The 25,935-nt window shown below is 73.9% G+C and carries 20 protein-coding genes and 1 riboswitch; of the genes, 11 read left to right on the plus strand and 9 right to left on the minus strand.

Translation table 11 applies throughout. The features are described from left to right. The first annotated feature begins 197 nt into the window (after positions 1-197). The gene (recQ, locus tag ACFYOV_RS11670; protein WP_389087045.1) at positions 198-2,285 is read left to right on the plus strand and encodes a DNA helicase RecQ; all 2,088 of its coding nucleotides are present in this window, start codon (positions 198-200) and stop codon (positions 2,283-2,285) included. Between the two features lie 14 nt (positions 2,286-2,299). Here recQ and ACFYOV_RS11675 read toward each other — a convergent pair whose 3' ends face one another. Continuing rightward, entirely contained in the window at positions 2,300-3,238 is a 939-nt protein-coding gene (locus tag ACFYOV_RS11675; RefSeq protein ID WP_389085948.1) for a M56 family metallopeptidase, read from the minus strand. A gap of 177 nt (positions 3,239-3,415) precedes the next feature. After that, entirely contained in the window at positions 3,416-4,630 is a 1,215-nt protein-coding gene (fahA, locus tag ACFYOV_RS11680; protein WP_389085951.1) for a fumarylacetoacetase, read from the minus strand. A 363-nt stretch (positions 4,631-4,993) separates the two neighbouring features. Between fahA and ACFYOV_RS11685 the strand changes: the two genes are divergently transcribed. The 5 genes from ACFYOV_RS11685 (at position 4,994) to ACFYOV_RS11705 (ending at position 12,522) form a co-directional block, all read left to right on the plus strand. Continuing rightward, a complete protein-coding gene (locus tag ACFYOV_RS11685) occupies positions 4,994-6,214 on the plus strand; it encodes a DegT/DnrJ/EryC1/StrS family aminotransferase (protein WP_389087048.1) in 1,221 nt (406 codons plus the stop codon). After that, positions 6,207-8,846 carry an oligosaccharide flippase family protein gene (locus ACFYOV_RS11690; protein ID WP_389085953.1) on the plus strand — a complete coding sequence of 880 codons (2,640 nt, stop codon included), beginning with the start codon at positions 6,207-6,209 and terminating at the stop codon, positions 8,844-8,846. The genes ACFYOV_RS11685 and ACFYOV_RS11690 overlap by 8 nt, the downstream gene beginning before the upstream one ends. Positions 8,847-9,017: 171 nt before the next feature. Then, positions 9,018-10,943: a glycosyltransferase gene (locus ACFYOV_RS11695; protein ID WP_389087050.1), complete on the plus strand. Its 1,926-nt coding sequence runs from the start codon at positions 9,018-9,020 to the stop codon at positions 10,941-10,943. Then, positions 10,943-11,368 carry a hypothetical protein gene (locus tag ACFYOV_RS11700; protein WP_389085956.1) on the plus strand — a complete coding sequence of 142 codons (426 nt, stop codon included), beginning with the start codon at positions 10,943-10,945 and terminating at the stop codon, positions 11,366-11,368. Before ACFYOV_RS11695 ends, ACFYOV_RS11700 begins: the two co-directional genes overlap by 1 nt. After that, on the plus strand, positions 11,365-12,522 hold the full coding sequence (locus tag ACFYOV_RS11705) for a glycosyl hydrolase (RefSeq protein ID WP_389085958.1): 1,158 nt from the start codon (positions 11,365-11,367) through the stop codon (positions 12,520-12,522). The genes ACFYOV_RS11700 and ACFYOV_RS11705 overlap by 4 nt, the downstream gene beginning before the upstream one ends. Positions 12,523-12,546: 24 nt before the next feature. On the opposite strand, the gene ACFYOV_RS11710 is transcribed toward ACFYOV_RS11705, so the two are convergent. From ACFYOV_RS11710 to ACFYOV_RS11720, 3 genes are all read right to left on the minus strand, one after another. Continuing rightward, the gene (locus tag ACFYOV_RS11710; RefSeq protein WP_389085960.1) at positions 12,547-13,302 is read right to left on the minus strand and encodes a polysaccharide deacetylase family protein; all 756 of its coding nucleotides are present in this window, start codon (positions 13,300-13,302) and stop codon (positions 12,547-12,549) included. A gap of 95 nt (positions 13,303-13,397) precedes the next feature. Continuing rightward, positions 13,398-14,648 carry a glycosyltransferase gene (locus tag ACFYOV_RS11715; RefSeq protein WP_389087053.1) on the minus strand — a complete coding sequence of 417 codons (1,251 nt, stop codon included), beginning with the start codon at positions 14,646-14,648 and terminating at the stop codon, positions 13,398-13,400. A 119-nt stretch (positions 14,649-14,767) separates the two neighbouring features. Then, entirely contained in the window at positions 14,768-15,835 is a 1,068-nt protein-coding gene (locus ACFYOV_RS11720) for a GNAT family N-acetyltransferase (protein WP_389085963.1), read from the minus strand. A gap of 232 nt (positions 15,836-16,067) precedes the next feature. Between ACFYOV_RS11720 and ACFYOV_RS11725 the strand changes: the two genes are divergently transcribed. Continuing rightward, positions 16,068-16,967, plus strand: coding sequence for an HAD family hydrolase (locus ACFYOV_RS11725; protein WP_389085965.1), 900 nt, complete (start codon positions 16,068-16,070; stop codon positions 16,965-16,967). Positions 16,968-17,019: 52 nt separating this feature from the next. On the opposite strand, the gene ACFYOV_RS11730 is transcribed toward ACFYOV_RS11725, so the two are convergent. Then, positions 17,020-17,505, minus strand: a complete 486-nt coding sequence (locus tag ACFYOV_RS11730; protein WP_389085968.1) for a transglycosylase SLT domain-containing protein — start codon at positions 17,503-17,505, stop codon at positions 17,020-17,022. Between the two features lie 5 nt (positions 17,506-17,510). Then, a riboswitch (cyclic di-AMP (ydaO/yuaA leader) is annotated at positions 17,511-17,678 on the minus strand. A gap of 559 nt (positions 17,679-18,237) precedes the next feature. On the opposite strand from ACFYOV_RS11730, the gene ACFYOV_RS11735 reads away from it, so the two are divergent. The 4 genes from ACFYOV_RS11735 (at position 18,238) to ACFYOV_RS11750 (ending at position 23,182) form a co-directional block, all read left to right on the plus strand. Beyond that, positions 18,238-19,248 carry a polyprenyl synthetase family protein gene (locus ACFYOV_RS11735; protein WP_389085971.1) on the plus strand — a complete coding sequence of 337 codons (1,011 nt, stop codon included), beginning with the start codon at positions 18,238-18,240 and terminating at the stop codon, positions 19,246-19,248. A gap of 822 nt (positions 19,249-20,070) precedes the next feature. Further along, on the plus strand, positions 20,071-21,285 hold the full coding sequence (locus ACFYOV_RS11740; protein ID WP_389085973.1) for an outer membrane lipoprotein carrier protein LolA: 1,215 nt from the start codon (positions 20,071-20,073) through the stop codon (positions 21,283-21,285). A 45-nt stretch (positions 21,286-21,330) separates the two neighbouring features. Continuing rightward, positions 21,331-22,314 carry an ABC transporter ATP-binding protein gene (locus ACFYOV_RS11745; protein ID WP_389085975.1) on the plus strand — a complete coding sequence of 328 codons (984 nt, stop codon included), beginning with the start codon at positions 21,331-21,333 and terminating at the stop codon, positions 22,312-22,314. Next, complete coding sequence (locus tag ACFYOV_RS11750) at positions 22,301-23,182, plus strand: ABC transporter permease (protein WP_389085978.1); 882 nt, start codon at positions 22,301-22,303, stop codon at positions 23,180-23,182. The genes ACFYOV_RS11745 and ACFYOV_RS11750 overlap by 14 nt, the downstream gene beginning before the upstream one ends. A gap of 23 nt (positions 23,183-23,205) precedes the next feature. On the opposite strand, the gene ACFYOV_RS11755 is transcribed toward ACFYOV_RS11750, so the two are convergent. From ACFYOV_RS11755 to ACFYOV_RS11765, 3 genes are all read right to left on the minus strand, one after another. Further along, the gene (locus tag ACFYOV_RS11755; RefSeq protein ID WP_389087055.1) at positions 23,206-23,796 is read right to left on the minus strand and encodes a flavodoxin family protein; all 591 of its coding nucleotides are present in this window, start codon (positions 23,794-23,796) and stop codon (positions 23,206-23,208) included. A gap of 125 nt (positions 23,797-23,921) precedes the next feature. Next, positions 23,922-25,307 carry an amidase family protein gene (locus tag ACFYOV_RS11760; RefSeq protein ID WP_389085980.1) on the minus strand — a complete coding sequence of 462 codons (1,386 nt, stop codon included), beginning with the start codon at positions 25,305-25,307 and terminating at the stop codon, positions 23,922-23,924. Between the two features lie 47 nt (positions 25,308-25,354). Next, entirely contained in the window at positions 25,355-25,861 is a 507-nt protein-coding gene (locus ACFYOV_RS11765) for a DUF6668 family protein (protein ID WP_389085982.1), read from the minus strand. Positions 25,862-25,935: the final 74 nt, after the last annotated feature.

Raw genomic sequence — 25,935 nt, forward strand, 5'->3', positions numbered from 1 at the left:
GGCGGCGGCCCGGCACCTCCTGCAAGGGGGGCCGGGCCGCCGCCGTCTCTGCCTGCGGGAGTGCGATGCGAACGGGTGTGCGACGATCGTGCGCCTGTGTCGGGGTGGTGGAGGGAGCCTGTGGACAACTCCGGGGGCTGTCGGTGCGGAGGCCTATCGTGGACGCAGTGGTCGAGGGACGACTGACGGGGCAGGCGATGGGCGGTAGCGGCGGTATGCCAGTGATGGGGAGCGAGGCGCTTGCCGCCCTGCACCGGGTGTTCGGGTTCGACGCGTTCCGGGGAGAGCAGGAGGCGGTGATCGAGCACGTGGTCGCGGGTGGCGACGCCGTCGTGCTCATGCCGACGGGTGGCGGCAAATCGCTGTGCTATCAGATCCCGGCCCTGGTCAGGCCCGGCACGGGCGTCGTCGTCTCCCCGCTGATCGCGCTGATGCAGGACCAGGTCGACGCGCTGCGCGCGCTCGGTGTGCGGGCCGGGTTCATGAACTCCACGCAGGACTTCGACGAGCGGCGGACCGTCGAGGCGGAGTTCCTCGCCGGTGAGCTGGACCTGCTGTACCTCGCCCCGGAGCGGCTGCGGCTCGAGGGAACCCTGGACCTCCTCTCACGCGGCAAGATCTCCGTCTTCGCCATCGACGAGGCGCACTGCGTCTCCCAGTGGGGACACGACTTCCGGCCGGACTACCTCGCGCTGTCCCTGCTCGGCGAGCGCTGGCCGGAGGTGCCCCGGATCGCGCTCACCGCCACCGCCACGCACGCCACGCACCGGGAGATCACCGAGCGGCTGCGCATGCCGGACGCCCGGCACTTCGTGGCCAGCTTCGACCGGCCCAACATCCAGTACCGGATCGTGCCCAAGGCGGACCCCAGGAAGCAGCTGCTCGGCTTCCTGCGCGAGGAGCACGCCGGGGACGCGGGCATCGTCTACTGCCTCTCGCGCAACTCCGTGGAGAAGACCGCCGAGTTCCTCACCCGCAACGGCATCGAGGCGGTGCCGTACCACGCGGGACTCGACGCGGGGACCCGCGCCGCCCACCAGTCGCGGTTCCTTCGCGAGGAGGGCCTGGTCGTGGTGGCCACCATCGCCTTCGGCATGGGCATCGACAAGCCCGACGTCCGCTTCGTGGCCCATCTCGACCTGCCCAAGTCCGTGGAGGGCTACTACCAGGAGACGGGGCGCGCGGGGCGGGACGGGCTGCCCTCCACGGCCTGGATGGCCTACGGACTCAACGACGTCGTGCAGCAGCGCAAGCTGATCCAGTCGGGCGAGGGCGACGAGGCGTTCCGGCGGCGTGCCCAGGCCCACCTGGACGCGATGCTCGCGCTGTGCGAGACCGCCCGGTGCCGCCGCGGCCAGCTCCTCGCCTACTTCGGCCAGGACCCGGACCCGCACGGCTGCGGCAACTGCGACACCTGCCTCACCCCGCCCGAGACCTGGGACGGCACGGTCGCGGCGCAGAAGGTGCTGTCCACGGTGGTGCGGCTGCAGCGGGAGCGCGGGCAGAAGTTCGGCGCGGTGCAGATCGTGGACATCCTGCTGGGGCGGCGCACGGCCAAGGTCATCCAGTTCGACCACGACCAGCTGTCCGTGTTCGGGATCGGTGAGGAGCTGACCGAGGGCGAGTGGCGCGGCGTCGTCCGCCAGTTGCTGGCCCAAGGCCTGCTCGCGGTCGAGGGCGAGTACGGCACGCTGGTGCTGACCGAGGCCAGCGGGGCGGTGCTGCGGCGGGAGCGGGAGGTGCCGCTGCGCAAGGAACCGAAGAAGCCGGTGACCGCCCGGTCGGGCGGGACGGGACCGTCGGGATCCGGGCGGGGCGAGCGCAAGGCCGGGGCTGCCGCCGCCGAGCTGCCCGCGGAACTGGTGCCGGTCTTCGAGGCACTGCGGGCCTGGCGCGGCGAGCAGGCCCGCGAGCAGGGCGTCCCGGCATACGTCATCTTCCATGACGCCACGCTGCGGGAGATCGCCACGGTGCGGCCCGGGTCGGTGGCGGAACTGGGCGGGATCACCGGGGTGGGGGAAAAGAAGCTCGCCACCTACGGGGAGGGCGTGCTGGCGGTCCTGGCGTCGCTGGAGGGTGCGGCCGACGGGGCGGGCGGCGACGACCGGGGCGGCAGCGACCCGCGCGGAGGCACCGGGGATCAGGGCGGCACTGGCGCTCAGGGCGGCTCGCAGAATCAGGGCGGCTCCCAGGTTCCGTCCGGCAGGGCGGAGCAGCCCGACGTCGGAGAGCACCCTTGGCCGGAGTTCGAGGTGGAAACGGAGCCCGAGCCCGACTGGAGCTGAGCATTCGCCCCGCTCTACGCCAGCGCCGCCATCCCGGGGGCCAAGGTGATCAGCAGGGGGAGCAGCGGCACCAGGGCCGCGACCGTCGTCGTCAGGGCGCGGTGCCGGCGCTCCAGGCGGGGCGGCGGCTCCAGGAGGCGGTCGACGCGCTCGCCGAGCAGGCGGTGGCTGGAGGAGCAGGACAGGACCCCGCGGTGCTGGTTGAGCTCGATGAGGGCAAGCGCCGTGGTCAGGTGACCACAGCGGCGGGAGGCCGTGTCGTCGGCGGCAAGTTCGACCAGGCGGTGGGTCTGCTCGCAGAAGTGGGCGAACAGCGGGATGCGGGGGAAGCCGGTGGCCAGTGCGGTGGAGAGGTGCAGCAGCCAGTCGTGGCGGGCGCGGGCGTGGCCGCGTTCGTGGGTGAGGACGGCATCCAGCTGGTGGTCGGTCAGGCGCTGGAGGGCACCGGTGGTGACGACCAGGCGGGGCGGGTTGCCGGGCATCCACCAGGCGTCCGGGTACGCGTCCTCCAGCACCAGCAGCGGCCCCCGGGAACCGGGGAAGCCGGCGGGCAGGTCGGGGGCGCGTTCCCGCACCTGCGCCCGGGCCCGGACGCGGCGCCGGCGGGTCTCGACGAGCTCGCGCGCGAGCATCGCCGTGGTCCAGGCGGCACCGCAGGCCAGCAGCAGGGTGAGGACGGCCGCCCAGGGCGGAGCGGCGGACAGGTCGTACGCCGCGGTGACCGCGGGCGGCGCCGGGGCGAAGAGCTGGGCGCGGACGGTGCCGAAGACGGCGGCGGTGCCGAGCGCGAGGGCCGTCACGCAGCACAGCAGCACGGTGGCGACCAGGCACTGCCACACCCACAGCGCCACCACCGGCTCCCGCTCCGGCCACTTGGCCCGGGTCAGCGCACGCGGGACGGGCACGGCGGCCGTCAGGGCGACGGCGCTCAGCAGGAGCAGGCAGAAGGTCATGCCACGGGCTCCGGATCCTGTCGGAAGAGGGCGGCTTCGAGTCGTGCGCGACGTGAGGAGGGCGCGCGTGCGTCCCCGCACACCGCCCGACGCCCAGTATGACGGCGAAGGGCGGTGCGGGTCAGAGGTCGGCACGCATCGGTCGGCACGGCGTGGACCCGCCCGCGGGCGGGGACATCAGCCCGCCGGGACCACCCGGCCCGTGACGTCGCCCAGGCCGACGCGGGCGCCGCCCGGGCCCGGGGCCCAGGCCGACAGTGTCACCACGTCGCCGTCCTCGAGGAACGTCCGCTTGCCGTCCGGGAGTTCGAGCGGGTCGCGGCCGTTCCAGGTCAGTTCCAGCAGGGATCCGCGCTCCCGTTCGGCGGGACCGCTCACCGTGCCGGAGCCGTAGAGGTCGCCGGTGCGCAGGGAGGCGCCGTTCACGGTCATGTGGGCGAGCTGCTGCGCGGCCGTCCAGTACATGGTCGAGAAGGGGGGTTCGGAGACCACGTGGCCGTTGACGGCGACGGAGATCCGCAGGTCGTAACCGCCGGGTTCCTCCGCCGAGTCGTCCAGGTAGGGCAGCAGTCGGTGGGTGCGCTCGGGCGGGGCCACCCGGGCCTCCTCCAGCGCGTCCAGGGGGGTGATCCACGCCGACACCGAGGTCGCGAAGGACTTGCCGAGGAACGGGCCGAGGGGCACGTACTCCCACGCCTGAACGTCGCGTGCGGACCAGTCGTTGAGGAGGCAGAGACCGAAGACGTGGTCGCGGAAGTCACCGAGCGGCACCGGCCGGCCCATCTGCGAGGGCACGCCGACCACGAAACCGACCTCGGCCTCGATGTCGAGCCGGACCGACGGGCCGAAGACCGGCGCGGGATCGGTGGGCGCCTTGCGCTGGCCGGAGGGGCGCACGACGTCGGTGCCGGACACCACGACGGTGCCCGAGCGGCCGTGGTATCCGATCGGCAGGTGCTTCCAGTTCGGGGTCAGCGAGTCCTCGGCGTCGGGGCGGAACATCCGGCCGACGTTCCGGGCGTGGTTCTCCGAGGCGTAGAAGTCGACGTAGTCCGCGACCTCGAAGGGCAGGTGCAGTGTCACCGAGGACAGGGGGTGGAACAGCGGCTCGACGGTCTCCCGGTGGGACGGGACCGTCACCCAGGCGGTCAGCGCGCGCCGCACGTCCGACCAGGCCGTACGGCCCGCCGCCAGCAGCGGGTTGAGGGTCGGGCGGGCGAGCAGGGAGGCATAGGGGGAGCCGAGGGCGTGGGCCGCCGCACCGGCGTCCAGGACGTGGTCGCCGAGCCGGACGCCCACGGTCCGCTCCGACGAGCCGGGGGGCGAGAACACGCCGTACGGCAGGTTGTGCGGGCCGAAGGGATCGCCCTCGGGGACATCGAAGGGGGGCATCGGGTGCTGCCTCGCTTTCGTGTGCGCAGGTGCTCCACGTGTCCGTGGCCGTGCCACACGTTACGGGTGACATGGCGTTCTTGGGCAGAGGCGGCCGGTGGTGCGGGGAAGGAAGGGGCTGGTGGGCCCGCCCGGGGGCGCGGGCAGGGGCTGATGTGCCGCTTCCCCTTGCGTACCAGAAGTTATCCACAGGACGCGACGCAATCTTGACGGAGCGGTGCGAACGGGGCGACTCTGGGCGGGTGCCGGAAGGCCTCGGGGAGGGGGCGTTCCGACGGCACACCAGGGGGGCGGATGGCCATTGGGGAGGCCGGCCGCGGCCGGGAGTGGTCCGTTGCGCAGCCGGAGGGGCTGGAAGCGGCCATGCGCGGCCGACTGGGCCGGGAATGCGTGTACGTGCCGTCGTGCCGGTTGGGCCTGTTCGTGGCGTTGCGCCACTGGTGCCCGCCCGGCGGCAGGGTGCTGATGTCGCCGGTCAACGACGACGTCATCTTCTTCGTCGTGCTCGCGGCCGGACTGCGGCCGGTGCAGGCGCCGTTGAACCCGTTCGACGCCTCCATCGACATCGGGGCGGTGCCCGAGGAGGTGTGGGGCTCGCTGTCGGCCGTACTGACCACGAACCTGTACGGCAACCCGGACCCGGCTCCCGGCCTGCGGGCCCGCTGCGACGCCCTGGGCATCCCGCTGTTCGAGGACGCGGCGCACGCCATCGGCAGCGAGGTCGGCGGCCGGCCGGTCGGGACGTGGGGCGAGGCCTCCGTTTTCAGCCTTTCCAAGCACGCCGGGGCGAAGGCGGGCGGCATGCTCGCGCTCGCCGACCCGGACCTGCGCGACCCGGTGCGCGCGAGCCGCGACGCACTGCTCACCCCGCGCCGGGCGGCATCCGAACTGGCCTACGCGGTGCGGCCGTACGCGGAGGCGGCGGTGCGGGGGCTGCGGCTGCGGCGGGCCGCCTGGGCCGCCATCGGGCTGCTGGGGCTGACCGAGCGCGACGGGATCCGGATGCCGTTGCGCCCGGAGGCGCTGGCCCGCGCGGCCGACGCGGCGCCGGACCTGCCGGCCCACGACCCGTGGGTGCGGGTGGACATGCACGACTACCGCCGGGAGTCCGGTCCGTTGCGGCTGGGGCGCGTCGGGCGCCGGCTGCGGCGTCTGGACGACGTGCTGGAGGCGTGCCGGGCGGGCACGCGCACGCTGCTGTCGACGCGGTGGGCGATTCCGCGCGCCGGGAGCGCGGCGCAGCCGTTGTTCCGGGTGCCGCTGTTGGTGGCCGACCGGGACGCGGCGATCGCGGCCCTGGCCCGGCGGGGCATCGTCGTGGGCTACCTGTACGACCCGCCCCTCGACGACTACGCGGGGAAGGACTTCACCGACCCCTCGCCCGACCCGGAGGCGGCCCGCTGGTTCGCCCGGCACACGCTGCCCGCGGATCCGCTCCGGGCGCGGGAGATCGTGGAGGTCCTGGAGCGTGCGGGCGTGCGGCCGGCCGACCCGCCGCAGGGCCCGGCGCGGTGGTGGACGGCGGCGGACGGGGCGGCCGGTGACGGGCCGTCGGCCGGAGGGGTGGGGCCGCCCCGTGGCTGAGACCCAGGTGCACCAGCCCGCCGCGGTGCGCACCGGTGTCGGGCCGGAGCCCGCCGAGACGCGGGCGGGCTCCGACTCGCTGTTCAAGAACGCCTACTTCCTGATGCTGAGCACGGGCGTCTCGGCCGTCCTCGGCCTCGGCTTCTGGCTGGTCGCCGCGCGCTACTACTCCGAGGAGGCCGTCGGCCAGGGCTCCGCCGCGATCGCCGCGATGCGGCTGCTGGCCAGCATCACGGCGACCACGATGATCGGTGCCGTGGTCCGCTTCGTGCCGCGCGCCGGACGCGACACGGGGCGTCTGGTGTGGGGCGTGTACGCGGCGAGTTCGCTGGTCGTCGCGCTCGCCGCGGCCGTCTTCCTGCTCACGCTCGACCTGTGGGGAGCCTCGTACGCCCCCCTCGGCGCCCCCCTGGCCGGAGCGATGTTCGTCGCCGCGTGCGTGGCCTGGGCGCTGCTCACGCTCCAGGACGGGGTCCTCACCGGCCTGCGCAAGGCCGAGTGGGTGCCGGTCGGCAACGCCGTGTTCTCGGTCGGGAAACTGGCGTTGCTGGCCGTCTTCGCGAGCGCGCTGCCCGTCCTCGGCATCTTCGTGTCCTGGGCGGTGGCGATCGCGTTCTCCACCCTGCCGCTCGGCTGGCTGATCTTCCGCCGGCTGATCCCGCGCCAGGCCGGCGCCGACCGCCACCTGGAGCCGCCCCGGTTGCGGGACATGGGCCGCTTCCTGGCCGGCGACTCGCTCGGTGCGCTGTTCAGTCTGGCGATGATCAATCTGCTGCCGGTGATGGTCGCGGTCCGCTTCAGCGCCGCGGAGAACGGCTACTTCTACGTGGCGTACACGGTCGGCGGCACGATGGAGTTCATGGCCATCAACATGGCCTCCTCGCTCACCGCCCACGCCTCGCACGACCCGCGGCAGCTCGCCGACGGAGTGCGCGGGGCCCTGCGCCGGATGACACTGCTGCTGGTGCCGGTGGTGCTGGTGCTGGTGGTGTTCGCGCCGTACATCCTCACCCCGTTCAGCGCGGACTACGCCGAGCACGGCTCCACCGTGCTGCGGCTGCTCGCCCTCGGGGCGCTGCCGCGGGTGGTGGTGGAGCTGTACATCGGGGTGCTGCGGGTTCAGGGGCGCACCGGTGTGCTCGCCGTGCTGCAGGGGACCATGTGCGCGCTGGTACTGGGCAGCGCGGCCGCGCTGTTCACCCCGGCGGGGATCGCGGGGGCGGGATGGGCGGTGCTGACCAGCATGACGCTGGTCGCCGCCGTGTGCGTGTTCGGGCTCCGTGCGGCACTGCGCGGCGGCGCCTCCGGCCCGGTCGATCTGCCCCCGGCCGCCCCCGCCTACGGCACGCGCTGGGCCCGGCTCAACGCCACGGCCGGGTACGGCACGGGCTGGGCCCGCCGGGCGGCGTACGAGGGCAGGGGGCCGGGGGCGGACGGGGAGGACGGGGAGGACGGGGAGGACACGGTCACGCTGTTCATCGGCCGCCCGGGATACGAGCGGGAGGCCCTCCAGGCGGACACCCTGGCGCTCATCGTGCGGTCGCCGCGGGACGCCGAGCCCGGTGGTGACCGGTACGAGGGCCTGGGTGACCGCGGTGACCGGTACGAGGGCCTGGGTGACGGTGACCGCGGTGACCGGTACGAGGGCCTGGGTGACGGTGACCGCGGTGACCGGTACGAGCGCCTGGGTGACGGCGACCGCGGTGACCGGAGGCTCGGGCTCGCCCTCTGGGCGACGCTCGGACTCGCGACCGGCGTCTTCTGGGCGGCCGTGGGAAGGCTGCCGTGGCTCCGCGGTGCCGCTGGGGAGGTGACGGGCCGGCGGCTGCTCGACGGGCTGCCGCCGGTGGCGCTCGTCGCGGGAGGTGCGCTGCTGCTGGTGTTCGCGGCCTCGGTGACGCTGTGCTCGCGGCCCGCACCCCGGCTCACCGGCACCGCCCTGGCGTCCGCCCTGCTCGCACTGTACGCCTCGCCCGTCGCGCTCGGCTGGGAACCCGAGCCGGTGGACGGGACGTGGTACGCGCGGACGGCCGGTCCCCTCGCGGACGTGCTGGGCCTCGGCGGGCCCGAGCCGCTGCTGCGCTGGGGGCCGCCGGTGTGCCAGCTGCTGTGTCTCGCAGCCCTGTGGCCGCTGCTCGCCCGCGCGGACCGGTGGCTGCCGCGGCCGGGGCGCTGGTGGGTGCTGTACCTCCTTGCGGTGGCCGGCTGGGTGTGGCGCGAGGACGTCGCCCCGGCCGCGCCTGCCCTGCTCGTGGCGCTCACCGTGCTCGCTTTGCTCGCCGCCGTGCTCACCCCGCTCCTGCCGCACCGCCGCGCCGCACCCACACCCGCGCCGGCGCCTCACGGCGGCGGCCCGGTGACGGCACCGCCCGGTCCCGGGCCGACGGGACCGCTCGATGCCGGGCCGACCGGGCCGACCGGCCCCGCACCACCGAACCGTGGAGACCGCGACGGCCGCACCGCCACAGGGCCGACCGGCGCGGGCCGTACCGGCGCTGGCCGTACCGCCGCAGGCCCGGCGAGCGACGGCCGTACCGGCGCAGGCCGCGCCGCCGAAGGACGGCCCAGCGGCGGTATCAGCGCCGGCAGAACCAGCGAAGGTCGCGTCCGCGACGGCCGTACCAACGAATGACCAGCTCCGGAGCCGAACCGCCAGGGGGGAACCACCGTGCGTCCGCCAGCAACACCACGGGAGAGAGCCACGTCCGGACCCGCACCGGGGGACACGCCCGGAACCGCGCCGGGCGGCACCACCCCCGCGCCGGACGCCCCCGACGACTCCTCCCTGGACCATCCGCACTCCCTGACCGAGTCCCGCACCGAGCCGTCCTCGGAGTCGTCGAGCCCCGCCCATGAGCCCGGGACGGACCTCTCCGACCTGCCGCCCGTCCGGTCCGGGAGCCTGGCCCGCGCCGCGTTGCCCGCGGTCCCGCTGCTCACCGCGCTCGCGCTCTGGGCGTACGCGGTGCGGCACACCGACGTGTCCCGGCTCGACGACTTCGGCCTCGTCACCGCGCTGCACCCGACGTTCTGGGCCGGCCTGGTCGTCCTCACCGCCGGCTTCTGGTTCACGGTGCGCGACCCGCGCCGGCCCTCCGGCTGGTCGGCGGCGTACGTCGTGGGTCTCCTGGTCTTGGAGCGGGCCACCCAGGCCGTGCTCTACCCGACGCCGCTCTACGCCTGGGCGTGGAAGCACGACGGGGTCGTCGACCACCTGCTGACGGCCGGAGGGCTCCGGACCGCCGAGGAGATCGGCGACATGGCGGTCTACGACCAGTGGCCCGGCTTCTTCGCCGCCCAGGCCGCGCTGGTGCGGCTGCTGGGCGTGGAGTCCGCGGCGATGTACATGGCGTGGTGGCCGCTGGTCTCCAGCCTGACGCTGCTCCTCCCGCTGCTGCTGATCTACCGCACCTTCACCGAGGACCGGCGGCTGATCTGGACCGCGGTCTGGCTCTTTTACGTCGCCAACTGGGTGGGCCAGGACTACTTCTCCCCCCAGTCCGTGGCCTTCGCACTGCACCTCGGGGTGCTGGCCGTCGTCCTGCGCCGGTACGGGCGCACCGGCGCACGCGGCGGACGGCAGGGGCAGGCCGCCTGGACGGTGCTGCTCACCGTGATGGTGATGGCGATCGTCATCTCCCACCAGCTCACCCCCGGCATGCTGGTCGCCTCGCTGCTCGCCCTGTGCCTGGTGCGTCGCCACCAGGACCGGGTGCCGCTGATCACCACCGTCGTGATCTTCCTCGCCTGGTGCCTGACGGCCGCGCTGCCCTTCCTCTCCGCCGCCCTGCCCGACATGATCCGCTCCGTCGGCGACGTCGGCGGCAACGTCGCCACCGGGTACGGCGCGACCCCGACCGGCACGGGAGCCGTCGCCGCCTCGTGGGCGGCCCGGCTGCTGTCGGGTTCGGTGCTGCTGCTGGCGGTGGCCGGGGTGTGGCGGCAGCGGGTGCTGCGGCACCGGGCACTGCCGTTGCTGCTGATCGCGGCGGCCCCGCTGCCGATGTTCGTGGCGAGCAGCTACGGCAGCGAGATGATCTTCCGGGTGCTGATGTTCATGCTGCCCGGCGCCGCCTTCTTCGCCGCCGCCGCGCTGCTGCCCACGGTACGCACCCTCGCCGCGGAGGCGGAGGCGGAGGCGGAGGCGGGAGCTGCGGTGGGCGACAAGGGCGCAGGCCGGCCGGTTCCGGTCGTCGCACGGCAGGGCGCCGCCAGGACCTGGGGGCCGCTGCTCGCCCTGCTCGCCGGGACGCTCGCCTTCGTCCCGAGCTACTCCGGCAAGGACCGCATCAACTACTTCCCGCCCCAGGAGGTCGCCCTGGTGCAGCGGGTCTTCGACGAGGCCGCCGACGGCTCGCTCGTCGTCGCCGCCAACCGCAACTACCCGCTCGCCTACGCGTCGTACGACACCATCGACCACTACTGGTTCCTCGACGACGACCTCCGGCACGTCGACCGGATCCTGAAGGACCCGGCCGCCACGCTCGCCGACGACATGGCCGGGGTGGAGCCTCCTGGCCGGGCCTACTTCCTGCTCACACAGGGACAGTTCGCGAACTCGGAGATGAACGGCCAGCTCACCAAGGCCCAGTTGGAGCGCATCCAGGCGTCGGTCGCCGCGTCGCCACGGTTCCGGCTCGTGGAGCGCAACCGCGCCGGGGCCGTCTACGAACTCCGGCGGGGCGACGTGCGGCGGGGCGACGTGCGGCGGGACGGGGGAGCGCAGTGATGGCACCGCAGGAACTGGTGGTCCGGATGCTGCCGCCGTTCGGCGGCTGGCTGGCGCTCGCCGCGCTTACCCTGCCCGGCGGATCCCCCCTGCGCGGCGCGGCGGTCGCCCTCTTCCTGGCGGCGGGGCCGGGCGCGGCCGTGGTCGGACTGTGCGGCCCGGCCCTGCGCGTGCGGCCCGCGCACACGCCCGTGGAGCGGCGCGACCCCGGCTTCGCGCGCCGCTCCGACCTGCTGGAACGGCTGATGCTGACTCTCTTCGTCAGCGTCGCCGCGGTGATGATCGTCGCGACGGTGCTGATCGCCACCCACGCCTTCAGCGCGCAGCGGGTGCTGCTGACCCTGACGCTGCTGACCACGCTCGCCGCGTTCAGTCCGCGGCTGCGCGCCTCCCCGCCGAGGACAGGAAAGGGTTCCGCCCCGTGAGGTTCGCCCGCCCCTTTCACCGCGTCGACGCCGCCCTGCGGGGCGTCCTGGCCGCGCCCGGCCGCCACCGCGGGCCGAGGACACGGCCGATGCCCCCGCGCCGCCGGCTGCTGCTCACCTCCGCCGCGGTCGTGTGCGCGGTGCTGATCGGCGTGCTCACGCTGCGGGACGCCGACGGACCGGGCGCGGCGGGCCCGGAGCCCTCCGCGATGGGAGAGAGGTGCAGGCCCACGGAGCTGCTGGAACCGCCGTGCGGCGCCTGGTTCGGGGCGTTCGTGCCGCACGAGCGGGCCGACCTGGAGCAGCGGGTGCGTGCCTACGAGCAACGGGTGGGCCGCAGGCTCGACATCGTGTACACCTACCACGACATGTCCCTGCCCGAGGGCACCCGCAGGGAGGGCCGGCTGCTCACCCCGGAGGAGCAGCGGGTCGGCGAGGACCGCATGCTGCTGCTGTCCTGGGAGAGCAAGTGGTGGGGCGGTACGAAGGCGCAGCAGCCGAGCTGGAAGCAGATCGCCGACGGCGCGCTGGACGCGTCCGTCATCGACGTCCAGGCCCGCCGCATCAAGGACTACGGGGAGCGCACGGGCAAGAAGGTCTTCCTCTCCTTCGACCTGGAGATGGACACCCGCACCCCGGACAACGGCACCCCGGCGCAGTACGTGGCGGCGTACCGGCACATCCACGACCGGTTCCGCGAGCTGGGCGTCGACAACGTGGTGTGGACCTGGATCATCACCGGATACCTGGGGCATGCGGACCTGTTCGAGCGGATGTACCCGGGGGACCGGTACGTCGACTGGATCGGCTACAACCAGTACAACTACTACCGCTGCCACGACACGGACTGGCTGTCCTTCGCCCGGACCCAGCGGGCCACCCACGCCTGGATACGCGCCCACATATCCGACGACAAGCCGCTGATGCTCTCCGAGTTCGGTACGGCGGTCGACGCGGCGCGTCCCGAGCGGCAGGCCGAGTGGTACGCGCAGGTGCCGGAGGTGCTGAAGGAGCTGGAGGGCGTCAAGGCCGCCCTCCAGTGGAACCACCGCGACCCCGGCCCGCACTGCAACCTGGCCCTGGCCGACGACACGGCCTGGGAGAGCCTGCGCGAGGTGGTCGCCGACCCGTACCTGAACCAGCCGTCGACGTGACGGGGCCCGTGCCGCCCGGTCGGATCAGCCCGCGAACTCCGGGCCGCGCACCGTCGCCCGGGCGTGCCGGTACCACCGCCAGGCGACGGTCTTCGGGCCGTCGCGGTACGGGGCGACCCGGGCCCCGCCGCCCGCCAGCCAGCTCCGGACGTCGGCCAGGGTGTGGCCGCGCCGCACGATCAGGCGGGCGATGCGGTAGCGCTCGTCCCGGTCGGAGCTGAGCGCGTGCCGCACGGCGGTCGCGGTGACGTAGCCGGCGCGGGCCGTCATGGCCCGCACCCGGGGGCTGTTGTAGCCGTGCGGGTAGGCCAGGTGCGGGACGGGGTGGCCGAGGGCGTCCTCCAGGACGGCCTTGGAGTCGCGCAGTTCGGAGCGCAGCCGCGGGGCGTTCAGCGTGTCGAGCTGGGCGTGGGTGACCGTGTGGCTGCCGATCTCCATGCCCGAGCGTTCCAGCTCCGCGGCCTGGTCCAGGCTCATCATCGGAGCGGGCGGCAGCAGGCTGCGGCCGCCCGGGGCGATGGCGCCGGTGGTGAGGTACGCGGTGGCCGGCAGGCCGCGCGCGGCCAGTGCCTCGGCCGTGGGTCCGGGCAGGTCGGCGAATCCGTCGTCGAAGGTGAGCAGCACGGGCCGGGGCGGCAGCGGCGCCCGCCCGGCGAGGTGGTCGGCGAGGTCGCTGATGGTGACGGGGGTGCGCCCGCTGTCGGCGACGGCGTCGAGATGCGCGGCGAACTGGCGCGGCGTGACCGTGAACTCGGCGATCCAGTCCGGAGGATCGTCCATCACGGCGTGGTACAGGAACACCGGGATGGGAGCCCGCGCCCGCGGCGCCTCACGGCCCGGCGCTCCCCCCGTCCCGGACTCTTCCTCCGGCCCGCTCATCGTGCACCCCTCCCCGTGGCGTGCCCCACCGCCCGACGGGCCCGCAGATAGCCGACCGGGCCGTACAGCATGCCCCGGCGTTGCAGGCGGGACAGGCGGTGCGGCCACGGGTGGGTGCGGGTGTCGTGCGCCCCCGGGGTGCCGGTGCCGTCGGCGTCGCGCACGGCGGTCAGGGAGCGGGCGTGGGCCAGGCCGCGCGGCAGCCGGCGGAGCAGGGCCGGCAGCAGCGCGGGGCGGTTGACCAGGATCGCCGTGAGGTAGGCGGTGAGGCCGGCGCCGTATCCGTACGCCTGGGTCTCCAGGTCGGCCCAGGTCTCCCGGTGGTGGTGCCACACCAGGGCGTGCGGTGTGTAGTGCAGCCGGTGCCCCTGGGCGAGGACGCGCACGAAGCCGTAGAGGTCGTCACCGCCCCGGGCGGGTGTGCCGGCACCGGTGGCCGGGTCGAACCCGCCGACCGCGCGCAGCACGTCCGCGCGGAACGCCATGTTGGCGCCGGAGCCGAAGCGGCCCGCCGTGAACGGGAACAGCGGCTCGTCGCGGGGCGGGTCCGCCGGGTCGTAGGTGACCGGTGCGAAGCCCTTCGCGAAGCCGCCGTGGCTCTCCAGGAGGACCTGCGCCGGGGTGCCGAGCCGGGCCGGGAGGATCAGACCGGTGGCGCAGCCGAGGCCGGGGTCGGCGGTGAAGGGCGCGGTCAGTTCGGCGAGCCAGCGGGGGTCGGCGACCACGTCGTCGTCGGTGAACGCGATCACCTCGCCCCGGGCCTCCGCGAGCCCCGCGTTGTGCGCGACCGCGAGGCCGGGCACCGGCTCGCGCAGGTACCGCACGCGTTCCCCGTACTTCCGTTCCACCAGCTGCCGCGTCTCGTCCGTCACGGGCGCGTTGTCCACGACGACGATCTCGAAGCGCGGGTGGTCCTGCGCGAGGAGCGAGTCCAGCGCGCGGGCGAGCGGCCCTGGCCGCTCCCGGGTGGCGACGACCACCGAGGCGTGCGGCGGCGGCCCGTCGGCTCCGGCCTCGTCCGCGGGTCTCCGGTCCGTGCCGGTCCCCACGGCCATGCGGGCCTGGCCTGCGAGGACCGCCCGGGGGTCGGTGCCCTCGGGCACCTGGCCCAGGAAGGTCGCCACCGGCCGTCCGTCCCGTCTGACCAGGACGAACACCTCTCCGTGGGTCACCGGCGGGCTGCCCGGGCCCGGTCTCAGGGTGGCGGCGGCCCCCTCGCGGTCCAGGTCGAGCTCGGCCACCTGCACCGCGCCGACGGCGAGGAACCGCCGTATCTCCTCCCGGGTCCGCTCCGCCCTCGCTCCGCCCGCTCTCCCTGCCACGTGCTCCCCCCTCGGCATGCCCCTCCCCATACCCCTCCCCCTCCTCACGGCCGGCGCAGCCGTGCCGTGCCCTTCAAGGTCCGTGACGCCAGCGACGCCAGGCGCGGGCGGACGCGGACGAAGGCGTGGGCGCGGCGGACCGGCTCACGGCTCAGCCAGTGCAGCGCGGCGCCCGCGCCCGGCCGTGTCGCCGCCCCTTCGTGGACGGTCCGTTCGCCGGTCTTCAGCGAGTCCTTGTACTCGGCGGGCCCGCGCCCCATGTCGAGCAGGGCGACGCCCTCGGCCGCCGCTGCCTCGGCCATCCGCAGATGCAGCACGAGCCCCGGCGAGTACTTCGCGAACTCCGGTGCGTACGACGGGAACCAGCAGGCCAGCACCGAGGCCGAGCGCAGCCCGAAGTGCGCGGCGACGGGGCGCTCGCCGGCGTAGAGCACCGACAGCGTGCCGGTGCACCCGGGGGCCCGGGTCTCGGCGAGACGGCCCACGAGCCGGGTGATCCACTCCTGCGCGAACCGGTCGCGGCGCCCGGTCCTGCGGTACTGCGCCGACTTCCACTCCATGAGCGTGCGCAGCGCGGCCGGGTCGCGTTCGTCGAAGACGAAGCGCACGGGGCCGGCCTGCCGGCCCAGCCTGCGCTCCTTGGCCAGCGTGGTCTTCAGGAACTTCGGCGACTGGGCGCGCAGCACGGACTCGTAGGTCTCGTAGCCCTTCTCGACGTCGATGACGTAGGTGGCGTGTTCCTCGGCCGCGTGGGCGGCGAACAGCTCCTGGCTCGCCTCCAGGTTGTCGAAGGCGAAGCTGGACACCGAGCAGGCCCGCAGCAGTTCACCGGCCTCCACGGTCAGGCCGGGCCGCAGGATCGCGCCCTGGCAGTCCGAGACGCCGAGCCCGATCGCCCGGCCCTGTCCCAGCGCGCCCCGCTCGTGCGGCAGGAAGCCGACCGGTTCGGCGCCGCCCTCGTACACCACCGCGACCCGGGCCTGCGGCCGCACCCGGCCGACGGCGACGGTGAACTCCGGTTCCATGAAAGGGTTGCGCGGGGCGTCCGCGGCGGCGCGCAACTCCCGCCAGCGCTCCTTCTCCCCCTCACCGAGCTCCTCCGGCCTCAGCACGCGTATGCGTCCACTGCTCACCTGACCCCCCGATCAAGTCCCCCCTGGACACTTGGAAGGTACCGCCCGGGAGTGCCCGCACGGTAGGTAGCGGAGCATGTTGTTGCCAACCGGTGCACAACCGGTGGACCCGCCCCCAACCGGCCGGTACCCGGCGATGCCGCCCCCGTGCCCGGGTCCGGGCCCGGGCGGGTGGTGAGTCGGACCCGTGGGTTGTCCGTATTCTCTGATCATGGCCGCACCCCCCGCATACGCACTCGTCGCCACCGACCTGGACGGCACGCTCCTGCGTGGTGACGACACCCTCTCCGACCGGTCCCTCGCCGCGCTCGCCCGAGCGGCGCGGGCCGGCGCCCGGCACCTGGTGGTGACGGGGCGCCCGGCGCCCCGGGTGCGGCCGCTGCTGGACGACCTCGGCTGCAGGGGGCTCGCGGTGTGCGGACAGGGCGCGCAGGTGTACGACGCCGGCGCGCACCGCATGCTGTGGTCCGTCACGCTGGACCGGGAACTGGCGGAGACCGCGCTCGGCAAGATCGAGGCCGAGGTGGGGGAGGTGCACGCGGCGGTCGACCAGGACGGGGTCGACGGGCTCACGCTCATCGAGCCGGGCTACCGGATGCCGCACCCGACCCTGCCCGCCGTGCGGGTCGGGCGGCGCGCCGATCTGTGGGAGCGGCCGATCAGCAAGGTGCTGCTGCGCCACGACGGCCTGTCCGACGACGAGTTGGCGGCGACGGCGCGCACGGTGGTGGGCTCGCTCGCGACGGTCACCATGTCGGGGCCGGGGACGGTGGAGCTCCAGCCGTGCGGCGTGACCAAGGCGACGGGGCTGGCGCTGGCCGCGGAGCACCTGGGAGTGGGTCCGGAGCGGACGGTCGCCTTCGGCGACATGCCCAACGACATCCCCATGTTCGACTGGGCGGCCCGCGGTGTCGCCATGGCGAACGCCCACCCCGAGCTGAAGGCGGTGGCGGACGAGGTCACCACGACGAACGAGGACGACGGCGTGGCCGTCGTCCTCGAGCGACTGTTCGGGGATGCCGGGCCGCACATGCCGCCGCACGTGCCGGCCCAGTACGACCCCCGGTCCGGGGCCGGGCCGCACGTGCCCCAACACGTGCCGGCCCCTTAGGCCCGTGGTCCGTTGCCCGGCCCCGGTCCGTCTCCGGGGGCGGGTCCGCCGCTCAGTAGGCGCCGAAGACGTTGTCGATGGAGCCGTAGCGGGCGGCCGCGTAGTTGCAGGCCGCGGTGATGTTGGCGACCGGGTCGTACGGGTCGAAGGCGGTGCCGGGCACGTGGTACGCCTGGAAGGTCGGGTCGATGACCTGGAGCAGGCCCTTCGACGGGGTGCCGGCGGCGGCGTTGGAGTCCCAGAGGTTGATGGCGTAGGGGTTGCCGGAGGACTCCCGCATGATGTTGCGGTGGATGGCGTCGTAGCTTCCGGGGATGCCGTGCTGGGCCATGACGGCCAGCGACTCGTGGATCCAGCCGTCGAGGTTGTCCGGGTAGACGGTCGCGGCGGTGGCCGCGGTGGGCGTCGTGGTGGCCGCGGACGCGGTGGTCGCGCCGAGCAGCGGCAGGACGAGCACGGCGGCGCCGGTACCGGCGACGGCGAGGGTGCGGGCGAGTCGGGCGCGGCCGGAGCGGCGGGGCTGACCGGTTGCAGGCATGTTCGGTTTCCTCTCCTACGCCTGCGAGGTGAGCTGTCGGGTTCGGGCGGGAGAGTGCCCGGCCGTGCCCGTGCGGGCATGGCTTCACCCCTAGCCGTTCCGTGCGTGGACCGGTACGGCGAGTTACCTGGGTCCCCCGCTCCTGCCGTGCGTGGGTTCGTCGTTGGGTGGTGCGGGCGGCGGCAGGATTGGGCGTCCACCCGGCAGGCCGGGAACGTATGCGAGAGCACATGTCCGGAACAAGTGCGGGCGTCACAGATCAGGCCGGTTGATCTTGCCGTGGGCGTTTTGCGACGCTTGATCCTTTGCGTTCGCCAAGGGTCAACTCGGGTATGTGCAACGGCGCCAGGGGGTGCGTGGAGAGGGAGGGTGGGCGGCGCGGTGCGTGACTCACTTCACTGGCCGGGCGGCCTGGGGGCATCTTTCGCCAAGGGGAATTCAATTGCTAATTGCGGCAAATCGGACAGTGGGGCGTGCAGGATGGTCTGTGGGGCGAGGTGCGTCCCGGGGTGTGGATTGCTACGTCCTGGTAAGTCGGTGAATGTCCGTTGTTATTAGACGATCAAAATGACTCCCGATTCGATCCCTCACCTGATCCCATGCCGTCCCGCCGGTAACCCCGGGCGCTGGCGGTGATCGAAACGTGACCGGATACGCTGACTCGAGTGGTGGCAGCGACCTATCGACAAACCGTGTAATCGCCAGTAGACACCAGCAGACAGGAGACCCCTCGTGACCGTCGTCGGGCCGTTCGGGCTGAGCGTGCGGGACCAGGCTCTGGAAGCCGATGTCCAGGCCGGATTGACGGCTGTCGAGGAGGGGCTGCTCGAGGCCACCAAGAGCGAGGTGCCCTTCATCACGGAGGCCGCCCAGCACCTGGTGCGGGCCGGCGGCAAGCGCTTCCGCCCGCTGCTCGTGATGCTCGCCGCCCAGTTCGGCGACCCCTATGCGCCCGGTGTCGTGCCGTCGGCCGTGGTCGTGGAGCTGACCCACCTGGCCACGCTGTACCACGACGACGTGATGGACGAGGCCGCGGTCCGGCGCGGGGTGGCCAGCGCCAACACCCGCTGGGGCAACTCCGTCGCGGTCCTCACCGGCGACTTCCTCTTCGCCCGGGCCTCGCACATCCTGGCCGACCTCGGACCCGAGGCGGTGCGGGTGCAGGCCGAGGCGTTCGAGCGGCTGGTCACCGGGCAGATCCTGGAGACCGCGGGGCCGCAGGACGGCCGGGACCCGGTCGACCACTACCTGGACGTGCTCGGTGGCAAGACCGGCTCGCTGGTCGCGGTGTCCTGCCGCTTCGGCGCGATGATGTCCGGTGCCGACGAGTCGCAGGTGAACGTGCTCACCCAGTACGGTGAGCGGCTCGGTGTCGCCTTCCAGCTCGCCGACGACGTCCTGGACATCGCCTCCGACTCCCACGAGTCCGGCAAGACCCCGGGCACCGACCTGCGCGAGGGCATCGCCACCCTGCCCGTGCTGCGACTGCGCGAGCGGGCGGCCCGGCTGGGGCTGGCCGAGGACCTCGCCCTGTGCGAGCTGCTCGACTCCGACCTCACCGACGACGCGCGGCACGCCGAGGCACTGCGCCTGCTGCGCGCCCACCCAGCGCTGGAGCAGGCCCGCCGGGACACCGTGCGCTACGCGGAGGAGGCCCGCTCGGCGCTGTCCCCGCTGCCGGAGTGCGAGGCGAAGGCGGCCCTGGTCCAGCTGTGCGACGCGGTGGTGCACCGGGCAGGCTGACACCCACCCGCCGCCCGAGCACGCGACGGGTCCGTCGCCGGCGCCACTGGGGCACGCCCCGTGCGCGCGTGCCCGGGCGGGCTTCGCACTTCGTTCGGTGCTCGTGGTGGGTGCACGGGCTTCGCATTTCGGTGCCCACGTGGTCCGCACGCGCGTTGCCCGCAGGCCCGCGCCCCCCTCGTCCCACCGCGCGTCAGACGACCCCACCGCATGGGGCGCCTGTGCACCGTCCGGGGCGCGTGCACGCCCTGCTGCGTGTGTCCCGCGCCCGCGTTTCGGCAGTCGCGGCGGCCGCTGCCCCGCCCGGCTCACTCGACCACACCCCGCCTCCGCGTCTTGGGCGGCCGCGCCGGCCGTACTACGTGCGTCCTGTGCCCGCACGGTCCGGCCCTGTGCGTCAGTGCCCGCACGGTCCGGTGCCGTGCGTCCCCCGGCCTCCTCGCCGCCCGGCGCGCGGGTCGCGCCTGACCCACCGTCGGAGCGCCCGGCCCCGACCCCCGGCGCCCGTCCCGACCCCCGGCGTCCACACGCCCCGGACGTCCCCCAAGGGCCCCGGCTTCCGCCTGCCCCCACCCCCTGACGCCCCACGACCCCTACTGGTCGGGGGAGGAAATCCCGCTCCGTGTCATACCGCAGCAGTACACGGAGTTGAGTCCGGGGTCTGACGAATCCGCTTCGTGGATTTGGTCAGATGGAGCCACGGACATCACCACAACTCACCGATTCGGGTGAGAATGGCGGCTCAGGGGTGAACCGGTGCGAGCGCGAAGGACGCGGGGACACTGGACGGAAGCCGCCGCCGACCACGGAGGTAGGGCACACATGGCACCGTACGAATCCGACGACACGACGACCGCGGCCGGGCCCGAGGAGCCGGGCACGGGTCGCCGCAGGGCCGCACGGTACGTCGTCCCGGTCACCGTGATGGGCGTGGCGGCCGCCACCATCGGCCTTGTCCCCGCGATCGCCGACTCCGGCGACCCCGACCTGCCGAAGATCACCGCCGAGCAGCTCGTCCAGAAGATCGCCGAGTCGGACGTCGACCGTCTTTCCGGCACCGTGAAGATCACCACGGACCTCGGTCTGCCGGACCTCGGCGGGCTGGAGGACGGCATCGTCTCCGGTGCCGCGGGACGCGGCGAGGGCGGCTCCTCCGCCGATCCGTCGTCCAAGCTCACCGAACTGGCGTCCGGTACGCACACCCTGCGCGTCGCCACCGATGGCCCGGAACGGCAGAAGGTGTCGCTCCTCGAGGACGCCGCCGAGTACAGCCTGATCCACAACGGCAAGGACGTCTGGGGTTACGACAGCGCGTCCAACGAGGTCTACCACGCCACCGTCGACGAGACGGCCGGCAAGCCGGAGCACCAGCCCCCGGCCACCCCGAAGGACTTCGCGGAGGAGGCACTCAAGTCGGTCGACGACACCACGTCGGTGACCGTCGACGGCACCGCCCAGGTGGCCGGCCGGGACGCCTACAAGCTCGTTCTTGAGCCCCGGCAGTCCGGCTCCACGGTCGGCGCCATCAGCATCGCGGTGGACCACGAGACCGGCATGCCGCTGAAGTTCACGCTGACCCCGGCGAGCGGCGGCGCCGCCGTCGTCGACGTCGGCTTCACCAAGGTGAGCTTCGACCGGCCGGCCGCCTCCACCTTCGACTTCACCCCGCCCAAGGGCGCCGAGGTGACCGAGGACGGCGAACTCGACCACGGCCGGGAGCACTCCGGGAAGCCGGAGAACGCCCCGAAGTCCGAGGAGGACCTCGCCAAGGGCCTCGACGGGCTGAAGATGCTCGGCGAGGGCTGGAACTCCGTCGCCACCTTCGACACCGGCGGCGCGGGCCTGCCGGCCGGCGAGGCGGGCGGCGACCTCGGCGGCTTCCTCGGCTCGCTCGGCGACCAGGTCAAGGGTGAGTTCGGCTCGGGCACGGTGTTCAGTACCCGTCTCGTCAACGCCCTGATCACCGAGGACGGCAAGGTCTACGTGGGCACCGTCACCAAGGACGCGCTCGTGAAGGCCGCCAACCAGGGGAAGTAGGCCCCCGACCGCACGACGCGCGCAAGACAGGGAACGAGGGAGCCGATGGGCGAGGCGTCCGCCACGGAGCCGGATGCGGCGCTGCCGGGTGACGCGGGCGACGACGTCATCGTCACCCGCGCGCTCACCAAGCGCTACCGCGGCGGACAGCTCGCCGTGGACGGTCTCGACCTGACCGTCCCGGCGGGCAGCGTCTTCGGCTTCCTCGGTCCCAACGGCTCCGGCAAGACCACCACCATCCGTATGCTGATGGGCCTGATCGAGCCGACGTCCGGCAGCGCACGCGTGCTGGGCCGGCCCATGCCGCGCGCCGCCCGCTCGGTACTGCCCCACGTCGGCGCCCTCATCGAGGGCCCGGCGCTGTACGGCTTCCTCTCCGGCCGCGACAACCTCCTGCGCTACGACGCCGCCGACCCGACCGCCGATCCGCGCACCCGGCGCGCCCGTGTCGCCGCCGCGCTGGACCGGGTGGGCCTCACGGCCGCCGCCGGGAAGAAGGCGAAGGCGTACTCGCTCGGCATGAAGCAGCGCCTCGGACTCGCGGCGGCCCTGCTCCAGCCGCGCAGCCTGCTCGTCCTGGACGAGCCGACCAACGGACTCGACCCGCAGGGCATGAGGGAGATCCGCTCCCTGGTCCGGGAGTTGGCCTCCGACGGCACGACCGTCTTCCTCTCCTCGCACCTGCTCGACGAGATCGAGCAGGTCTGCACCCATGCCGCCGTGATGGCGCGGGGTCGGCTGATCACCCAGGGCCCCGTCGCCGACCTCGCGGCGGGTGCCCGCGGCCGTCTGGTGGTGACGACGCCCGACCCGGCGGACGCGGCCCGGGTGCTGAAGGAGCAGGGCGTCGGTGACGTCGTCGCCGAGGACGAGCGGGTGACCGGGGAGGTGCCCGGGCGCGACCTCGCCGAGGTGAACGCCGCGCTGGTGACGGCCGGGGTGCGGGTGCGGGGCTTCGGGGTCGTACGGGCCTCGCTGGAGGACGCGTTCGTGGCGCTGACGGGGGAGGGGTTCGATGTCGCGGGCTGAACCGGCGATCCGTGAGGTGAGCCCCCTGTGGACCCTCGGACTGTTCCGCAGTGAGCTGCTGACCACGTTCCGGCGCTGGCGCACCCTCGCGCTGCTCGGGGTGCTGGCTGCGGTACCGGTCCTGGTCGGCATCGCCGTGAAGATCGAGACGGGTGACGGTTCGTCGGCCGGCGGCGGAGGAGGAGGTGGCGGAGAAGGCCCGGCCTTCATCTCGCAGATCACCAACAACGGCCTGTTCCTGGTCTTCACCGCGCTGGCCGCCACGCTGCCGTTCTTCCTGCCCATGGCGATCGGCGTGGTGGCGGGTGACGCGGTCGCCGGCGAGGCGAACGCCGGCACGCTGCGCTACCTCCTGGTCGCCCCCGCCGGCCGCACCCGCCTGCTGCTCACCAAGTACGCCACCGTCCTCATCTTCTGCCTGGTCGCCACCCTCGTCGTCGCCGTGTCGGCGCTGACGGTCGGCGCGCTGCTGTTCCCGCTCGGCGAGCTGACGACGATCTCCGGCACCCGGATCGGCTTCGCCGAGGGCCTGGGGCGGGCCCTGCTCATCGCCCTGGTCGTCGCCGCCTCACTGGTCGGTGTGGCGGCGCTCGGTCTCTTCGTCTCGACGCTGACCAACAGCGGCATCGCGGCCATGGCCACCACGGTCGGTCTGCTCATCACGGTCCAGATCCTCGACCAGATCCCCCAGTTGAACGCCCTCCACCCGTACTTCTTCTCCCACTACTGGCTGTCCTTCGCCGACCTCATGCGCGAACCGGTGTACTGGGAGGACCTGACGAAGAACCTCGGCGTCCAGGCCCTCTACGCGGCCGTGTTCGGCTCGGCCGCCTGGGCCAGGTTCACGGCGAAGGACATCACCGCGTAGCGGAAGGCGGTGGTGCGGGCCCGTCAGCCGGTCGCGGTCTCGTACGGGTAGCGGGCGAAGGGTGCCTCCTGAGCGAAGAACGTCTTGGCGCGGGCGAGCGCCTCCGTGTCGTTCAGTACGTCGCCGGGCTTGCTGCCGTTGCCGAGCAGCACCCCGCCGAAGCGCATCCCCAGGTAAGCGGCCGAGTTGTTCAGCGTGCCGACGAGCGGGTCGGCGACCTGGGCCTCCTCGTGGGCGAGCGCGGTGACGCCCCAGAGGGTGCGGCCCGCCATCGTCTCCTTGAAGTCCAGGCCGGGGGTGCGCAGCCAGCCCGACCAGTGGTCCAGATAGCGCTTGGTCCGGGCGGAGACCGAGTACCAGTACAGCGGCGAGGCGATCACCAGGTCCGTCGCCGCGAGCGTGGCGTCGAGCAGCAGGGCCAGGTTGCCCTCGGTGGGGCGGACGTGATCGCTGTCGTGGCGCAGGTCCTCGAACTCGGGCAGGGGGTGCTCGGCGAGGTCGATCCACTGCTGCTCCACGTCCGCGGGCAGTTGTTCGGCGGCCCGGCGGGCCAGCATCTCGGTGTTGCCGTCGGGGCGGGCGCTGCCCAGGACGAAGACGAAACGGCGACTCATGGCCATCCCCCAGATGGTCGGCGTGCACGCATTGCGCGCGTGTGCATTTGATGCGTATGCATCGACTGTTCCGTCGCATCCTATGTACGTGCAAGCAAAAAGGCCAGGGGGAGTCCGCAGGCGCGTCAGGAACCGGCCGCCCGTGTCTCCGCCTCCCCGGCCACGGCCAGCAGCAGTTCCTCCCGCCCGTGCGGTGCCACCAGCTGGAGCCCGGCGGGGCAGCCGTCGGTGCCGAACCCGGCCGGGACGCTCAGCGCCGGGTGCCCGCTCAGGTTGAACGCCCAGGTGAGGGCGGTGGAATACCGGTCGCCGGGACCCTCGTGGCCGTGCGGCGCGGTGGGCGCCGTGGGGGTGAGCAGCAGGTCGGCCTCGGCGAAGGCGCTCGCGAGGCGCAGATCGTTCTCCGCCCGGAGCCGGTGGGCGGCGCGCATGCCGGCGACGTCCGCGTCCGGACCGCGCAGGGCGAACCACGCGGGCCCCGGATCGTGCAGGCGCAGTGGCACGCGCGGCCGGACCAGCCGTACGGCACCGGCGTCGGCCAGCCTGCGCACCGCGGCCCGTGCGAGGGCGACGGGTTCCGGATCGGGAGCGGCGAAGCCCAGGTCGGGGGACCACAGGGCGGGGACGGGGAAGCGGACGTGTTCCTCGGTGCCGCCGACCGGCCGCGCCACCGCCCGCCACCAGGCCGCCGCGTCCGACGCGGAGCGGGTGAGGACGCCCGGTGCCGCGAGGCCCGTCCGGTCGGGGGACGGCAGCCGGCCGCCGGTGACCTTCAGGCCGAGGACTCCGCACCACGCCGCCGGGATCCGCACCGACCCGGCCCCGTCGCTGCCCGTCGCCATCGGGACGAGCCCCGCCGCCACCGCCGCCGCCGAACCGGCCGAGGAACCGCCCGGCGTACGGTCGGGCCGCCACGGATTGACGGTACGGCCGCGCGCCCCCAGCCCCCAGGTCTGCCAGGGCGTCCCCGGCCCGGGCACCGACGTGGCGCCGACGGCGACACACCCGGCCGCGAGCAGCGGCCCCGCCCCCCGCAGCCCGTACCGTCCCTTCACCGCGATCGGCACCCCGGCGAGCGTCGGCCACCCCCCGTCACGGTCCGTGCCACCGCCACCGCCACCGAAACCTTCGTCCTGCCCGGTCGCAGACACGGAACGCCGTTCGCCCGCACCGGTGTTCCGCGCCCGCGTACGGGTGTCCCGGGCTTCCACGCCGACCTTCCGTACGTGCGTGCCGGTGTCCCGTGCTTCCGCACCGGCGTTCCGCGCCTGCGTTTCGGTATTCCGTGCTTCCGCACCGGCGTTCCGTGCGCCCGTGCGGGCCGGCGCCGACCCCTTGCCGTCGTCGGCGATCCGTGCGTCCAGCTCCGCCGCCCGGCGCAGCGCCTCCTCGCCCCACACCTCGGTGAACGCGCACAGCACCGGGTCGGCCCGCTCGATCCGCTCCAGTGCCGCGGTGACCACGTCGACGGCGCGCAGGGTGCCGGAGCGGACGCCGGAGGCGATCGCCACGGCCGAGGGGGACGCACCGGGAAGGGGCGGCCGAGGCTCCCCGCCGGTCAGCGCGGCGCTCCCGTCAGGCGGGCCAGTGGCTCCGTCTCGCGGGGCGGACGGCCGTCCGGTTCGCCCAGGCGCCACTCGGGCACCCAGGGCACGCGGTACACGTCGATCGAGGACTCGACGAGCCGTACCCGCTGGGCGAGGGGGCGCGGCAACCGCCCCGGCGCGTCCGCCACCAGGACCACGCCCTCCAGCTCCAGCCCCTGCGGGGTCTCCCCGCGCCGGAACACCTCCACCGCGCGGACGACGGCGTCCAGACCGGCCGCGTGCGTCCGGGCGACGAGCAGCACGGTCCGCGGATCGGCCGAACCGGGCCAGGAACGGCCGCTGTCGTGGCCCCCGTAGACCGCGGCCAGTGTGGAGACACCGGCCCCGCCGTGGGTGCCCACCCAGGAGAAGCGCCGGGCCGTCCCCGGGGGGCGGGCCGGCTCCCGCGGCCCCGGCTCCGGTCCCGCCACCGGCCCTCGGATCCAGATCTCCGGTCCCTGTCCCATGCCTGTCCGCATGCCCCTCTCCTGCCTCGTAGCCCGATCCTCATGCCTCCCACCGGGCCGGAGATCGGGACGGGCGACCCTTGGGA

This window comes from Streptomyces sp. NPDC005931, assembly GCF_042871235.1.
GTDB lineage: Bacteria > Actinomycetota > Actinomycetes > Streptomycetales > Streptomycetaceae > Streptomyces.